The sequence below is a fragment of the Pararhizobium sp. DWP1-1-3 genome (assembly GCF_049896125.1).
GTDB lineage: Bacteria > Pseudomonadota > Alphaproteobacteria > Rhizobiales > Rhizobiaceae > Pararhizobium.
The window spans coordinates 40,944-54,346 of the sequence record NZ_JAFCTR010000018.1 but is presented as its reverse complement, the minus strand read 5'-3'; the positions used below and the strand labels follow the sequence as shown (position 1 = coordinate 54,346).

Below are 13,403 nucleotides of genomic sequence, written 5' to 3'. Positions count from 1 at the left end.
ATGGGCGAATAGTCGCTCAAACGTCGCATTTTTCGGGGCATGACGAAAGTAATGTTGCGCCGCGTCATGTTTCCCGTTATCGGACTTGCCATCCGAAAAACTGGCCCCTGGGGGAAAAGTCATGCGTATTGATGCAATTTCGATTGGAAAGAATCCGCCGGAAGATATCAACGTGATCGTCGAGGTTCCGGTTGGCGGGCATCCGATCAAGTATGAAATGGACAAGGAAGCCGGCACGCTGGTCGTCGATCGGTTCCTCTACACGCCGATGACCTATCCCGGCAATTACGGCTTCGTGCCGCACACCCTGTCGGAAGACGGCGATCCGATCGACGTGCTGATCGCTTCGACCCGTCCGCTGGTTCCCGGCTGCGTCATCAACGTGCGGCCGATCGGCGTCTTGATGATGGAAGACAATTCCGGCAAGGACGAAAAGATCGTCGCGGTGCCGAACTATCACCTGACCAAGCGCTACGACAAGGTGAAGGACTATACCGACCTGCCGGAAATCACCCTGCAGCAGATCGAGCACTTCTTCGAGCACTACAAGGATCTGGAGCCCGGCAAATGGGTGAAGATCTACGGCTGGAAGGATACCGCCGTTGCCCAGCAGCTGATCCTCGAAGCCGTCGAGCGCGCCAAGGCTGAGAAGTAAGCGAGAGCTGAAAAGGCGTCCTGCGCTTCAGTTGCCGACGCTCCAGGGCGTTGCTTTGACGAAGCGCATAGCCCCATCCCCCGTCATGCTCGCCCTCGTGGCGGGCATCCAGCGACCTGACGTCCATCGGGTCAAAAAGCTTTTCAGCCTAAGGACTTGGGCTGGCTAGATTCCTGTGACGGGCACGGGAATGACGGAGATTTTGGTGTCACTCAGTTCCCCAAATGACCTGTCAAAAATGGGAAATGGCTTTGTCAGTCGTAAAATGAAAACCTCCGGATCAGGCTGATCCGGAGGTTTTTTGTTGTCGGTTGTTCAAGCCTTGGGTTCAAAGGCCCTCAAGCGTTAGCTGAGCAAGGCGGCAGCGACGGTCGTGTTGAGGAAATACCAGAGGAAATAGAGGATGACCAAAACCACCAGCGGCGACAGGTCGACGCCGCCCATGTTGGGCAGGACGTTGCGGATCGGCCGGTAGAGCGGCTCCGTCAGCTGGTAGAGCGAGCGGCCGATCATGTTGATGGCGTTGTTGTTCACGTTGATGACGTTGAAGGCGTAGAGCCAGGAAAAGATGGCCGAGGCGATGACCAGGAACCACGCAATGTTGATGATGAAATTCAGGGTCGCAATGACAGCAAGCATGCCGGTCTCCAATTCGTTGTTGACAGACATGTAGACATTGCCGACTAAACCGGCAAGTCCGCGCTTCGCGATGGGCCAAACATGTTTAATGCGGCGCGATAGCCTGCCGTTCTCCGGAAAGATTGCCGCATGTCCGTCCTTCAAGGTGCAGACCGGTTTGCCGCATTCCGGCATGTCTCCTATGCCCGTTTCTTCTTCGCCCGCTTCCTTGCGTCCTTCGCCATCCAGATCATCAGCGTCTCGGTGGGATGGCAGATGTACGAGCAGACGCAGAACACGCTCTATCTCGGCCTGATCGGCCTTTTCCAGTTTCTGCCGTCGCTGCTGCTGATCCTGATCACCGGATCGGTGGCCGACCGCCATTCGCGGCGCATGATCGTCTCGATCTGCATGATCATCAGCGCGCTCTGCGCGGCGGCGCTGCTGGGATTGACGATTGCCGATGCCTTTTCGCCCTGGCCGGTGTTTTCCATCCTGATCGTCTTCGGGATCGAGCGCGCCTTCATGGCGCCCGCCGTGCAATCGCTGGCGCCCAACCTCGTTCCGGTCCGGGACCTCGCGAACGCCATCGCCTGGAATTCATCCTCCTGGCAGACGGCTGCTATTCTGGGGCCTGTGGCAGGTGGTCTGCTTTACGGTGTCAGCGCCGTCGTCGCCTATTCCGTGGCGCTGGTCTTCCTGATCCTGTCGGCCATCCTCGTCTTCATGATCGAGAAGCCGGCGCAGCACAGTCTCAGCGAACCGCGCGACTGGACCTCGGTTCTGGCCGGATTCAAGTTCATCCGTACCGAAAAGATCGTGCTGGGGGCAATCTCGCTCGATCTGTTTGCCGTGCTGCTCGGCGGTGCCGTGGCGCTGATGCCGGTGTTTGCCAAAGAAATCCTCGTGTTGGGGCCGCTTGGTCTTGGCCTGTTGCGCGCCGCACCCGGCATCGGCGCCATCCTTGTGGCCGTGACATTGGCTGCCTACCCGATCCGCCACCATGCCGGAAGGCTGATGTTTGCCGGTGTGGCGCTGTTTGGTCTCGGCACGGTGATCTTCGGCCTGTCGCAAATTGCCTGGCTGTCGATCATGGCGCTGATGCTGATGGGCGCATCGGACATGATCTCGGTCTATGTGCGCGAAACGCTGATCGCGCTGTGGACGCCGGATGCAGTGCGCGGCCGCGTCAATGCGGTCAACATGGTGTTCGTCGGCGCGTCCAACGAACTCGGCGAATTCCGCGCGGGGACGATGGCGCATTTCATCGGCGCGATTCCGGCCGTCGTCATCGGCGGTGTCGGCACGCTGGCAGTCGCCGTCATCTGGGCGCTCGGTTTTCCGCAGCTGCGCAAGATCGATTCACTGGATGCCCCGGATCGTTCTGTTTCGGGGTGATTGCTCGCCATCTCTTCTCCCCGCAGGGGAGAAGAGGGAGATTCAGGCCGAAACCTTCTCGCCCTGTCGCTGGAAGATATGGGTGAGAAACCGATCCATCCAGGCGCGCAGCGGGGCGTCGTGATCCATGCGGCCTTCCAGATGGGCGCGCCCGGCCTGGGCGCCGGGCAGGTCGAACCGGTGTGCGCCGTGCACGACCCAGCGGTGCATCATCACCCGTGTCAGTTCGCCGTGAAACTGGATGCCCCAGGCGTTTTCGCCGTAGCGGAAGGCCTGGTTGGGATAGGTAGCTCCGGAGGCGAGCAGTTCGGCGCCTTGAGGAAGATCAAAACCTTCGCGATGAAACTGGTAGACCATCGGTGGCCAGTCCATCAGTGCGTGGCCCTTTTCGGTGGCGTGCAGCGGATACCAGCCGATTTCCGTCTGTCCCTCGTGATGCGGGCCGACCACACCGCCGAGATGGCGCACAAGCATCTGGGCGCCGAGGCAGATGCCGAGAAGCGGCTTGTTTTCAGACAAAGGCACCGAGAGCCAGTCGATCTCGCGGCGGACATAGTCCTCTTCGTCATTGGCGCTCATCGGCCCGCCGAAGACGACGGCGCCGGCATGCTGTTCCAGCGTCGCGGGCAGGGGATCGCCGAGCACCGGGCGGCGGATATCGAGGCTCAGCCCCTTTTCCAGCAACAGATGTCCGACACGGCCGGGGCTGGAGCGTTCCTGATGCAGAACGATCAGGACCGGCTTACCGGTGTTGCGTCTAGAATAAATCCCGTCGTCGAAAAGCATGTCACTTTTCCTGGTGCGCGGTTGCCTCCTCCACGACGTCCAGCTTGGCGGCCACCTCCTGCCGCTTGATGATCCGGTCCCTGCCGGACACGCCCAAGAGATCGGCGATCCGCCAGATCACATGATCCTCCATCTCGCTGCGCTTGCCATCGGCATAGACAATCTCCCACAGCATGCCGATCAGGTCTATGCGCTGCTCCTCGGAAAAATGCCGCTTGATGTCGGAGGTGAAGCGGAAGAAATCGATGGCCTGGCTTTCTGCGGTTTCGCCGGCAGCAATCAGCGCGTCGAGGGCCGCGTCGTCGAGCTGGTAATGATCCTTGATCATCGCGCGGACTTTGCGGCGCTCCTTGTCATGGATCTCGCCGTCGGCCTCCATCACCTGGATGCAGAGCGCCATGATGGCGATGCGAGGATCGCCGGGCTCGATGGCGGAAGGCCCGCTGCCGGTCAGGCTGTCGAGGAAAGTTCGGAATCGGTCAAACATGGGTTTCCGTCAAAGAGCGGGGTTTCTTCTCAAAACAGGCGAAAAGTGGTCTTTTCCAGCGGCTTATTGCCGTCGTCGCGAACGCCGGGATCGTCCGGCGGCCGGCCGAAGAACGGTTCGACGACCGTCTCGACGGCTTTGGCTTGCGCAGTTTTGGCTGGCGCCGGCTGAGGTTCGATCTTCACCGTCTGCGGCACGATCACCGATTCGCTCGGTGCCGGCACGGCGATGGTCTTGACCGCCACGTCCTCGGGTTTTTCCGCAGCTTCGATGACATGGACGGGCACGGCAGAAACCGCTGCGCGTTCGGGCTGGGGCTCCGGACGCTGATGGACAATGGCGACCGGCGGCAGGCTGCGGATCGCCTCATCGGCGGCATCCGGCGTGCCGTCCTCGATGGGACCGGCGATCTGGGCAACCGGCTGTTTCCATTCGAAGGCATCGAGACGGCCGCTGACCGGCGAAACCGGCAGCCATTCGGGCGCTGTCACGCCATCCGCCGTCCAGGCCGGATCGCGCGGGCTTTTCAGCGCCTGGTTCATCCAGTGGCGGATGCGGCCGTCATCATTGGTATCGGCCTCCTCGATATCGGCGAGCAGCAGAAAGATGCTTTCGCTTGGCTGCATACGGGCGGCTGCTTCCGCCTTTGAGCGGGCGAGCGGTAGTTCGCGGGCTTCGAGCGCGGCTTCGGCAACGGCTGCGAGCGCAACAGGGTTGTTGGGACGTAGCGCCTCCAGCTTGTTGGCACGCTTCAGCCGGTCGGTGGCCGAATCGCCGCTGCGGGCGCGGACATAGAGCTTGGCCACCTCGGGATGTGGATCCTGTTTCCAGAGCTTTTCGAGAATGGCGGCGCCCTTGCGCAGATTGTCCTCGCGAAATAGCGCCTTGGCGGCGATCAGGCCGGCCGGCACCAGCTCTTCGGCCAGCTTCAAGGCTGCCTGCGCATCGTCGCGGGCGCCCTTCGGATCGGCCTCCAGCTTTTCGGAAGCGCGGGCGGTCAAGAGCACGGCCTTCTTGCGGTCGGCTTCCTTGCGTTCGATGACATGTGCCGTACGGCTCTGGTCGAGCAGGCGGATGGCCTCATCCCACTGCCCGGTCTGGCTGCGATAATCGAGAGCGGCCAGCGTTGCCCAGGGCAGGTGCGGTGCCTTGTCGGCGGCGCGCTCGGCATATTGGCGGGCGGCTTCATTGGCGCCCAGCCGCTTGGCTTCGAGATAGAGACCGCGCAGGCCGAGTTCGCGGGTTTCCGGATCGTCGGCCATCAGCTCGAACTTCTTGCGGGCGTCGTCGTATTTGCCCTCGATCAGCGCCGTCTGGGCTTCGAGCAGGTGGATCAGCGGCTCCCGGTCGGCGCTCAGCAGTCCATGGGTGCGGGCAGTCATCTTGCGGGCGAGGACGCTGTCGCCGGCGCCGGCGGCGATCAGGCCGGTCGAAAGCGCCTGATAGCCCCGGTCGCGCTTGCGGGCACGGAAATAGCGGGAGATCGAATGGGGCGAAAGCCAGACGACGCGGACGAGCCAGACCACGATCAGGATGGCTGCTATCAGCGAGGCCAGCAGCGTTGCCGCCACCATCAGGCTCATCTCGATGCGGCTCCCCTGCCAGATCAGCGACAGTTCGCCCGGGCGATCGGCCAGCCAGGCGAAACCTGCGCCAAGCGTAAGGACGACGAGAACATAGAACAGAATACGGATCATGAACTCTTCCTTAGCCCTGGTTCGCCGTCATGGCGCCGGCAACGGTGGCGTCGATCAGACCCTCGACGCGGATGCGCTGGTCCAGTTTGGTCTTGAAATCGTCACCGGCAGTCTTTGCCGGCTCCGGCAGCGTGTCCCATTCGAGGCTTGCGCCCTTCAGGTCGCCATTGGTCAGCCTGTCTTCGATACGGGCGACGACGGCTTCCGGGCCTTCGCCCTCGACGCTACCGACCGGACGGATGCGGATAGCCGAGGAGGCGCTGTCCATCAGGCGGGAGAAAACACCCTGGTTGGGGTCGCTGTGCTCTGTTGCCTCCAGCATCGCATCGGCAACGGCTGGGAAATCGCGCACCAGATCGGCGCGCGGGGAGATGCCGGTCCTGGCGTCCTCGGCAAGGCCGGTGACGGCCGGGTCGGTGGCGGCAATGCTCTTCAGCGCATCGAGTTCGGCCAGGAACGGTCCGCCGCGATCGATCGCGGTCTTCAGCGCCGTGACGGCGATGGCACGGGCGAGCTGGACGTCGCTTGCCGGTTCGTCGATCTTCTTTTCGGCCGCATCGAGACGGGTCGAAAGTTCGGATTTGGCCGCTTCGGTCGTTTGCTGCGCGTCGGCCAGCGCCGCTTTCAGCGTGGTGATCTCGCCGGTCAGGTTGGCGATCTGGGCATCGAGGCCCGAGACATCGGCGGCCGCGCCATTTCCGGCTTCGGCGGTCTTCTTCTCCAGCTCAGTGATGCGGGTTTCAAGCGGGCCGAGGTCGGCAGTCGTCTGCGGTGCCGGGGCTGCGGCCAGCTGCGCCTTGAGAGCTTCGATATCGCCGGCAAGGCCCTGTTGGATCGCGGTGTTGTCAGCGGCCGGGCTGAGCGAGGGCATGACACCGGCATATTGCAGGCCGCCCGCGCCGAGAAGCGCGATCAGTCCGCCGAGGATACCAGCGGCAAAGGCGCCGGAATTGGAGGTGCGGTGCTGGGCGGGGTAGATCGGTCTTACCGGCTCTTCGGCGGCGGTTGCAGCCGAGATTGGCTCCTCGGCAAAGGCTGCAGCGGCGGCTTCGGCGCGCGCGTCCTCCTCTTCCTCTCCGGATTTTCCGGTATCAGTGCTGGAAATGTCGGCGCGCACGGTCTCCTCGGTTTCATCGGCGCGGATTTCTGCCGCTTCATCGGCAGATGCTGCGGAATCTGACGCAGCGGCGCTTTCATCGGACCCTTGCCGCTGCACCGCAGTGGCGTCCAGGTCGATCGTCAACGGCTCCTGATCGGACTTCGAGCGGCGCGGAGGGTTTTCCGGTCCCATGATGATCTCTTTCCGTTATCGCATGAATTTGGCGTACTGTCTTAAACCTAGACACGCGGCAGGGATAGGGAAAGCCCCCAAGCGACAATTCCTTGACCGCACCTCGTTGAACGCGGGTTCTGTAGCTGTCGTTTAACCGGTCAAAGCAGGGCGAGAAGCGCCTCTTCGGAGGGCTCTGCGGCGATGGCTACCGGCCCGAAACCCGGGGGGATGGCATTGGCGACATGCTGGCTCAGGCAGAGGAGACGCATGCCGGAAATGCTGCGTGCTATCTGTGGAGGCAGAAGCGCGAAAAAATGCCGCGCGGTTTCGTGCGAGTAGAGCAAGGCGACGTCCGGCCCGGGCGGATGGAGAAGCTGTTCCACGGCTTCCGGCGCATGGGCGATTGTCGACATCCGGTAGGTTTCGGCGGTGCGGCAGGCGATGCCTGCGGCCTGCAACCCGGCCTCGAAGGCGGGCGAGCGTGGCCAGCCGGCCAGATAGACCAGGCCGCCGGTGAGGTCGGACGACGCGGCTGCGGCAATCTGCGCCAGCGAAACGCCGGTGCCTGAGCCGGCGACGACCGACTGGAAGCCCATGTGCCGTGCCGCCTGCGCCGTTGCCGGACCGACGCAATAGACCGTTGTTTGCAGATGCGGCGCCAGCTGCGCCTTATAGGGCGCAAGGGCACGAAACACCTCGGCACTGGTGACGGCAATAGCGCTGTGGGGATGGGCAAGCGCGTCCAAAGCGGCCTGCGGCTGATGGATGGCTTCCATGACCGGCAACAGGACAATCTGGTGTCCCATTGCTTCCAGCCTTGCCGCCGTAACCGCTGCCGAAGGTTGCGGCCGGGTGACAAGAATGCGCAAGGAGACAGGCATGGGCTCAGGCCCAGCTCGAAAAGAAGTCCGGTCCCGCATCGAGGCGGATATCGTCGCCGGCCTTGGCGCCAAGCTGTTCGGCATCGGACGCCTTGCCTTCGGTCGACACGCGAAAATATTCGCTGCCGTCCGGAGTGAGGACCATGCCGGAAAAGCGGATCGTGTCGCCGTCGGAAACCGCGTAACCGGCGATCGGCGTGCGGCACGAGCCGTCGAGCGTTGCCAGAAAAGCCCGCTCGCAGGTCACGGCTTCATGGGTTCTGATATCATTGACCGCTTCGAGCAACGCATTGACCTTGGCGTCGCCAAGGCGGCTCTCGATACAGATGGCGCCCTGCGCCGGTGCCGGTGGGAAGGTTTCCGGATCGAGAAGCTCGGTCGGCACGTCGTCCTTGCCGAGCCGCTTCAGGCCGGCGAAGGCGAGCAGGGTGGCATCGACCTGGCCCTCGGCCAATTTCCTGAGCCGGGTATCGACCAGGCCGCGATAGGTAATGACGTTGATATCCGGGCGCAGGCGCTTGATCAGCGCCTGACGGCGCAGGGACGAGGAGCCGATGGTGGCGCCCTGCGGCAGATCGAGCAGCTTTGCGGCCGTGCGGCCGACAAAGGCATCGCGGGCATCTTCGCGCGGCAGGTAGGCGGAGAGGAAGAGGCCGGTCGGCAACTTGGTCGGCATGTCCTTGGAGGAATGCACGGCGAAATCCAGCCCGCCGGAGATGAGCATATCCTCCAGTTCCTGGGTGAAGAGACCTTTGCCGCCGATCTCCGACAGCGAGCGGTCGGTGATCCGGTCGCCCATGGTCGACAGCACGACGATCTCGAACATGTCGCCCGGCAGGCCATGCGCCGCCATCAGCCGGTCCCGTGTTTCATGGGCCTGCGCCAGCGCCAAGGGACTGCCCCGCGTGCCGATCCGGAAAGGTTTTGTTTGCATCCACTGCGATCCGTTGTTACCGGAGTTCCGTGTAACCGCCTTTCCCCCTGACCGCAATATTCGAGTAAACCTGCCCATGTCCGCCCGCCTGCGCATCCTCGGTATCGAAACAAGCTGCGACGAAACCGCCGCGTCTGTCGTGTTGCGCGATGAGAACGGCCATGGCGAAATTCTTGGCGACGTGGTTTTGAGCCAATTGGAAGAGCACAGCGCCTATGGCGGCGTCGTGCCCGAGATCGCCGCCCGTGCGCATGTCGAGGCGCTGGATACGCTGATCGAGGAAGCGCTTTTGCGCGCCGGCGTGACGTTGGCCGATATCGACGCGATCGCCGCAACCAGCGGCCCCGGCCTGATCGGCGGCCTGTTGGTCGGTCTGATGACCGGTAAGGCGATGGCGCGCGCCTCGGGAAAACCGCTCTATGCGGTCAATCATCTCGAAGGCCATGCGCTGACGGCGCGGCTGACCGATGGACTGTCCTTTCCCTATCTGATGCTTTTGGTTTCCGGCGGCCATACGCAACTGATCCTCGTCAAGGATGTCGGCGTTTACGAGCGCTGGGGCACGACGATCGACGATGCATTGGGCGAAGCCTTCGACAAGACGGCGAAGCTGCTCGGCCTGCCCTATCCGGGCGGTCCGGCCGTCGAGCGTGCGGCAAAAAGCGGCAACCCGGACCGGTTCTCCTTTCCGCGTCCGCTGGTCGGCGAGGCGCGGCTCGATTTCTCATTTTCCGGCCTGAAGACCGCCGTTCGCCAGGCCGCGCAGTCGATAGCGCCGGTAACAGAGCAGGATATCGCTGATATCTGCGCCTCCTTTCAGAAAGCGATTTCGCGCACCCTGAAGGATCGCATCGGCCGGGGGCTCGCCCGCTTCAAGGAGCAGTTTTCCGGCACTGTCGCGCATCCGGCGCTGGTCGTGGCCGGTGGGGTTGCGGCCAACCAGGCGCTGCGGGCGACGCTCCAGGAGCTCTGCGACAAGAACGGCTTCCGCTTCATCGCGCCGCCGCTGCAGCTCTGCACCGACAACGCGGCGATGATCGCCTGGGCCGGTGCCGAGCGCATGGCGGCGGGATTGCCGGCCGATGATCTCGATGTGGCGCCGCGTTCGCGCTGGCCGCTGGATGCGGATGCAAAGGCCCTGATCGGGTTCGGCAAGCGGGGAGCGAAGGCGTGATGGCGGACGGGGTGCGGACGGATCGTATTGTGGTTGTCGGTTCCGGTGCCTTCGGCACGGCGCTCGCGGCCGTTGCCGCCGCATCCGGCAAGGTGCCGGTGACGCTGCTCACCCGCCGCGAAAGCATTGTCGAGGATTTCAAGCAAACCGGCCGCAATGACCGCGCGCTGCCGGGGATCGACCTGCCGGAAACGTTGGTTGTTTCCGATGATCCGACCGTGCTCAAGGGCGCCGGCATCGTTCTCTTCGCCATGCCGTCGCAGGCGCAGCGCGAAGCTGGCCGTTCGCTGCACGGGTTTATCGGCAAGGGTGCCGACGTGGTGATCTGCGCCAAGGGCATGGAGCGCGCCAGCGGCCGCCTGCTGACCGATGTCGTCGAGGAAGAGCTGCATCTGCAGAATGTCGCGGTGCTGTCCGGCCCTGGTTTCGCCGCCGATATCGCCAAGGGGCTGCCGACGGCGATGGTGATTGCGGCTGGCAGCATCGAGCGCGCCGCTGTTCTGGCGGAAGCTTTGTCGGGTGCGACCTTCCGTCTCTATCCATCGGCCGACCGTATCGGCGTCCAGCTGGGCGGTGCCCTGAAGAACGTGCTGGCGATTGCCTGCGGCATTGTCGAAGGCGCAGGCCTTGGCGATTCGGCCCGGGCAGCGCTGATTTCGCGTGGACTGGCCGAAATGTCGCGCTTCGTTGCGGCGCGGGGTGGTGAGGCCGATACGGTGCGCGGTCTTTCGGGTCTCGGCGATCTGGTACTGACGGCAACCAGCCATCAGTCGCGCAATCTGCGCTACGGCATCGCGCTTGGCCAAAGCGGCAGTGCCAAGGGGTTTTCCGGCGAACTGGTCGAGGGCGCGTTTGCCGCCTCGGTTGCTGCCGATGTGGCCCGGCAGCTTGGCGTCGATATGCCGGTGACCGAAGCGGTGGCTGCGATCATCGATGGAAAAATGGATGTGAAAACGGCGCTGGAACAGCTGATGTCCCGGCCGATCACCCAGGAATAGTCAACTCCAGGAATAGAAATCAAGGAGACCACCATGCTGTTTGCGGTTCTGTGCACGGACAAGCCGAATGCCCTGCAGGTGCGGATGGACGCCCGTCCCGAGCACGTCGCGTTTCTCAACGATCTCAATGCCAGGGGTACGCTGGCCTTCGCCGGCCCGTTCCTCGACGATGCCGGCAAGCCGAACGGCAGCCTGGTGGTCATCCAGGCGGAGACGATCGACGATGCGCGGGCGATCGCGGACGCCGATCCCTATGCCAAGGCCGGCCTGTTTGCCAATGTCGACATCAAGCCCTGGAATTGGGTCTTCAACAAGCCGGAGGCTTGAGCGTGGGTTACTGGCTCTACAAGTCCGAACCGTTCAAATGGTCCTGGCAGATGCAGAAGGATGCGGGCGCCAAGGGGACCGAATGGACCGGCGTGCGCAACTATCTGGCGCGCAACAACATGCGGGCGATGCAGATCGGCGACAAGGGCTTCTTCTACCACTCGAACGAGGGGCTGGAGATCGTCGGGATCACCGAAGTCTGCGCGCTGTCGCACCCGGATTCGACCGCCGAGGGCGATCCGAAATGGGACTGCGTCGATATCCGCGCCGTCTGCGACCTGCCCAACCCGATTTCGCTGAAGGACATCAAGGCCAATCCTGCATTCGAGAAGATGGCTCTGGTGACCTCGATGCGGCTGTCGGTGCAGCCGGTCACCGAAGAGGAATACCTGGAAATCTGCCGGCTTGGCGGGCTGGACAATCCGCCACGGTGATTTCTTCTGTGGCTGACCGTAGAGACTAGGGTCGGATCACTTATGGAAGGGGAGCGCGCGCCGATCCCCCTCTTCTCCCCAGCGGGGAGAAGTGCCGAGCGCATGCGAGGCGATGAGGGGGCTTCGGCGAAGCCGGAGCCAAAAAAGTTGCCTTCGGCCTCCTCATCCGGCGCTACGGGCCACCTTCTCCCCGCTGGGGAGAAGAGGTGCCATCAACCTATTGGCCAATCATCAACCGGAACCTTCATCAACCGTGAAAACCGATCCCGAAACCTTCATCCGCGACAACACGGACATCATGGCGCCGCCGCATGTGCCGGAGGTGCGGCTCTATCTGGCCAGTGAAGCCCATGATCTGTGGCTGAAGACCGAGGAGGAGCTGGAAGAGATCGGCTTGCCGCCGCCGTTCTGGGCGTTTGCCTGGGCGGGCGGGCAGGGGCTGGCGCGGCATGTTCTCGATCATCCCGGACTGGTTGCGGGCAAGCGGGTGATCGATTTCGCCTCGGGGTCCGGCCTGGTGGCGATCGCGGCGATGAAGGCGGGGGCGGCTTCGGTTGTGGCCGTCGATATCGATCCGTGGACCGAAACGGCTATCCGGCTCAATGCGGCGCTGAACAGCGTCGAGGTGTCTTCAGCGGCTTCGGATGTGATCGGCGCTGGGCGGGATGCGGATGTCTATCTTGCAGGCGACGTCTTCTATGACAAGGCATTTGCCGACCGGATCGTTCCGTGGTTGAGCATGCTTGCCGAAAGCGGTGCCGATGTTCTCGTCGGCGACCCCGGCCGAGCCTATTGCCCGCGTGAGCGGATGGAGATGCTGGCAACCTATCAGGTGCCGGTGACCCGGGCGCTGGAGGACAGCGAAGTCAAGAAGACCACGGTCTGGCGGTTTCTGAGCGGAGAGCTTGATTGATGGCTGTTACGGCGTAGGTGTCCGGCCTCGGAGCAGCACAACGCAGATGTTCAGCTGTCCGCCGCCGCTCTTGCGCTTGCCACATATTCCGCAACGCGTCGCGTCTCGATGTCCTGCACTGTCTCCAGCTTGATGTGGCGCCGGTACTTGCCATCGCCGGACAGGAAACCATGGGGGTCGGCGAGCGCCGCGCCCTGGCTGAATTCCAGCGTTACATGGGCCTTGTAGGGAAAAACGCCACAGAAACTTTGCCCGGATGAGAACAGCAATCCACCATACTTCACCTCTTCGGTGATGGATGGGCCTGCGGCAAGAATCACATCTCGTAGGTGCGCGACAATCGGGAAAAGCTCTTCGCGATGCTCCCTTACCTCCTGCAACAAGGCTTGCACTTTATCTGTGCTCATGCAGTTTCCCCGATGAAAGCCGATTTGAACTCAGGCGCTGGTTCCCGATCGGAATAGATGTAGAGGGTGATGCCATTCGGGTCTTTGACCGAGAAGCTACGATCGCCCCAAGGGTGGTCTTCCGGCTGAATGTCCGGTGCTAGACCGGTGTTGACGAGGTGGCGGAAATCTTCATCCACATCCGGCACCCGGAAATTATAGGTTAACCCCTCGGTGTTGCAGGCTGGTTGTCCCCCTTGTGGCTCCATGAACTGCAGAGAAATTCCGTCACCAAATTCAAGGCTGATGAACCAGCCGCAGTCGAAGACCAACCGGGCACCAAAATGCTTCCGGTAGAATGTCCGGCAAGCGGCGATATGCGGGGTGGTGATGCAGGGCGAGGCTGCGGTTGGACGCATTATGCTTCTCCTGAAGTGGTGCG

At 62.8% G+C, this 13,403-nt stretch carries 16 protein-coding genes; 7 read left to right on the top strand and 9 right to left on the bottom strand.

The features are described from left to right. The first annotated feature begins 121 nt into the window (after positions 1–121). The gene (gene ppa / locus ACP7BS_RS25995) at positions 122–655 is read left to right on the top strand and encodes an inorganic diphosphatase (protein WP_426231192.1); all 534 of its coding nucleotides are present in this window, start codon (positions 122–124) and stop codon (positions 653–655) included. Between the two features lie 345 nt (positions 656–1,000). Here the strand turns inward: ppa and ACP7BS_RS25990 are convergent, their stop codons facing one another. Continuing rightward, the gene (locus tag ACP7BS_RS25990) at positions 1,001–1,294 is read right to left on the bottom strand and encodes a YggT family protein (RefSeq protein WP_113241811.1); all 294 of its coding nucleotides are present in this window, start codon (positions 1,292–1,294) and stop codon (positions 1,001–1,003) included. A 129-nt stretch (positions 1,295–1,423) separates the two neighbouring features. Here ACP7BS_RS25990 and ACP7BS_RS25985 point away from each other — a divergent pair, with 129 nt between their 5' ends. Next, positions 1,424–2,671, top strand: coding sequence for an MFS transporter (locus tag ACP7BS_RS25985; RefSeq protein ID WP_426240388.1), 1,248 nt, complete (start codon positions 1,424–1,426; stop codon positions 2,669–2,671). A 42-nt stretch (positions 2,672–2,713) separates the two neighbouring features. On the opposite strand, the gene ACP7BS_RS25980 is transcribed toward ACP7BS_RS25985, so the two are convergent. The 6 genes from ACP7BS_RS25980 to hemC form a co-directional block, all read right to left on the bottom strand. After that, entirely contained in the window at positions 2,714–3,457 is a 744-nt protein-coding gene (locus tag ACP7BS_RS25980; protein WP_426240387.1) for a glutamine amidotransferase, read from the bottom strand. 1 nt (position 3,458) lies between these two features. Continuing rightward, a complete protein-coding gene (locus tag ACP7BS_RS25975) occupies positions 3,459–3,944 on the bottom strand; it encodes a TerB family tellurite resistance protein (RefSeq protein WP_426233438.1) in 486 nt (161 codons plus the stop codon). A 29-nt stretch (positions 3,945–3,973) separates the two neighbouring features. Next, the gene (locus tag ACP7BS_RS25970; RefSeq protein WP_426240386.1) at positions 3,974–5,641 is read right to left on the bottom strand and encodes a heme biosynthesis HemY N-terminal domain-containing protein; all 1,668 of its coding nucleotides are present in this window, start codon (positions 5,639–5,641) and stop codon (positions 3,974–3,976) included. A gap of 10 nt (positions 5,642–5,651) precedes the next feature. Beyond that, positions 5,652–6,932 carry a COG4223 family protein gene (locus ACP7BS_RS25965; protein ID WP_426240385.1) on the bottom strand — a complete coding sequence of 427 codons (1,281 nt, stop codon included), beginning with the start codon at positions 6,930–6,932 and terminating at the stop codon, positions 5,652–5,654. A gap of 140 nt (positions 6,933–7,072) precedes the next feature. Further along, positions 7,073–7,795, bottom strand: a complete 723-nt coding sequence (locus tag ACP7BS_RS25960) for a uroporphyrinogen-III synthase (protein WP_426240384.1) — start codon at positions 7,793–7,795, stop codon at positions 7,073–7,075. 4 nt (positions 7,796–7,799) lie between these two features. Then, positions 7,800–8,729, bottom strand: coding sequence for a hydroxymethylbilane synthase (hemC, locus tag ACP7BS_RS25955; RefSeq protein WP_426240383.1), 930 nt, complete (start codon positions 8,727–8,729; stop codon positions 7,800–7,802). A gap of 76 nt (positions 8,730–8,805) precedes the next feature. Between hemC and tsaD the strand changes: the two genes are divergently transcribed. The 5 genes from tsaD (at position 8,806) to ACP7BS_RS25930 (ending at position 12,575) form a co-directional block, all read left to right on the top strand. Beyond that, positions 8,806–9,903 (top strand): tRNA (adenosine(37)-N6)-threonylcarbamoyltransferase complex transferase subunit TsaD, encoded by a 1,098-nt coding sequence (gene tsaD, locus ACP7BS_RS25950; RefSeq protein ID WP_426240382.1) that lies wholly within the window; start codon positions 8,806–8,808, stop codon positions 9,901–9,903. After that, complete coding sequence (locus ACP7BS_RS25945; protein WP_426240381.1) at positions 9,903–10,901, top strand: NAD(P)H-dependent glycerol-3-phosphate dehydrogenase; 999 nt, start codon at positions 9,903–9,905, stop codon at positions 10,899–10,901. The genes tsaD and ACP7BS_RS25945 overlap by 1 nt, the downstream gene beginning before the upstream one ends. 33 nt (positions 10,902–10,934) lie before the next feature. Beyond that, on the top strand, positions 10,935–11,228 hold the full coding sequence (locus ACP7BS_RS25940; protein ID WP_426233452.1) for a YciI-like protein: 294 nt from the start codon (positions 10,935–10,937) through the stop codon (positions 11,226–11,228). A 2-nt stretch (positions 11,229–11,230) separates the two neighbouring features. After that, a complete protein-coding gene (locus tag ACP7BS_RS25935) occupies positions 11,231–11,662 on the top strand; it encodes an EVE domain-containing protein (protein WP_426233454.1) in 432 nt (143 codons plus the stop codon). 253 nt (positions 11,663–11,915) lie between these two features. Further along, complete coding sequence (locus tag ACP7BS_RS25930; protein ID WP_426240380.1) at positions 11,916–12,575, top strand: class I SAM-dependent methyltransferase; 660 nt, start codon at positions 11,916–11,918, stop codon at positions 12,573–12,575. Between the two features lie 50 nt (positions 12,576–12,625). On the opposite strand, the gene ACP7BS_RS25925 is transcribed toward ACP7BS_RS25930, so the two are convergent. Together ACP7BS_RS25925 and ACP7BS_RS25920 are read right to left on the bottom strand one after the other, a co-directional pair. After that, on the bottom strand, positions 12,626–12,982 hold the full coding sequence (locus ACP7BS_RS25925; protein ID WP_426240379.1) for a DUF1801 domain-containing protein: 357 nt from the start codon (positions 12,980–12,982) through the stop codon (positions 12,626–12,628). Beyond that, complete coding sequence (locus ACP7BS_RS25920) at positions 12,979–13,380, bottom strand: VOC family protein (protein WP_426240378.1); 402 nt, start codon at positions 13,378–13,380, stop codon at positions 12,979–12,981. Before ACP7BS_RS25920 ends, ACP7BS_RS25925 begins: the two co-directional genes overlap by 4 nt. Between the last annotated feature and the right edge of the window lie 23 nt (positions 13,381–13,403).